Origin of the sequence: Vibrio sp. D404a (genome assembly GCF_030248535.1) — a bacterium.
GTDB lineage: Bacteria > Pseudomonadota > Gammaproteobacteria > Enterobacterales > Vibrionaceae > Vibrio.
Genome location: NZ_JAHGAJ010000064.1, coordinates 1 through 854, shown reverse-complemented (window position 1 = coordinate 854; position 854 = coordinate 1). Strand labels below are relative to the sequence as shown.

Genomic DNA, 854 nt, shown 5'->3' with positions numbered 1-854 from the left:
CTGAAGTTTACGTCGCCGTTGAAGTTCTCGTTTGGTGCGAAGGTGTAAGTACCATTACCGTTATCAGTAAGAATACCGTCGCCACCATCGTAAGTGACACCTTCAACAGTCAGGTTGTCCCCTTCAATGTCCGTTGCGCCTGTTAGTAGGTCGGCATCCGTGAAGATTAACGTGCCGTCTTCTTCAACAGAGAACTGTTGATCTTGAGGCACTGGCAGGTCGTTAACTGGATTTACAGTAAGGTCGGCAGACGCTTGAACGGTATTGGCGCCATCAGAGATATCAAAGCTGATATCGATATCACCATTGAAGTTCTCATCTGGCGTAATCGTGAAGCTGCCATCATTGTTTTGTACAACGGTCGCATCGCCATCCACCGTTAAGCCGCTAGCCGTAAGGTCATCACCTTCTACGTCCGAGGCTTGAGACAGAAGCTGCTCTTGGCTTAAGCGGATAGAGCCGTCTTCATCTACTGAGTAAGCGAGGTCGCCTGATACAGGCGCATCATCCACTGCAGTAACGCTAACGTCGATGTTGGCAGAGACTGTGTCTGTGCCGTCAGAGACATCGAAGCTGAAGTTTACATCACCATTGAAGTTCTCGTTCGGTGCAAAGGTGTATGTGCCATTACCGTTGTCGGTAAGGATACCGTCACCGCCATCGTAGGTCACACCTTCAACAGAAAGGTTGTCGCCTTCAATGTCGGTCGCACCTGTTAACAGGTCGGCATCAGTGAAAATAAGTGTGCCATCTTCTTCAACAGAGAACTGTTGGTCTTGAGGAACTGGCAGGTCGTTAACTGGGTTAACCGTTAGGTCGGCAGACGCTTGAACGGTATTGGTGCCATCAGAGAT

1 protein-coding gene is annotated in these 854 nt (G+C 49.5%); it reads right to left on the bottom strand.

Translation table 11 applies throughout. From position 1 onward, the window contains the following. On the bottom strand, positions 1 to 854 hold an 854-nt coding region (locus KI655_RS24220; RefSeq protein ID WP_285409220.1), incomplete at both ends, for a cadherin-like domain-containing protein.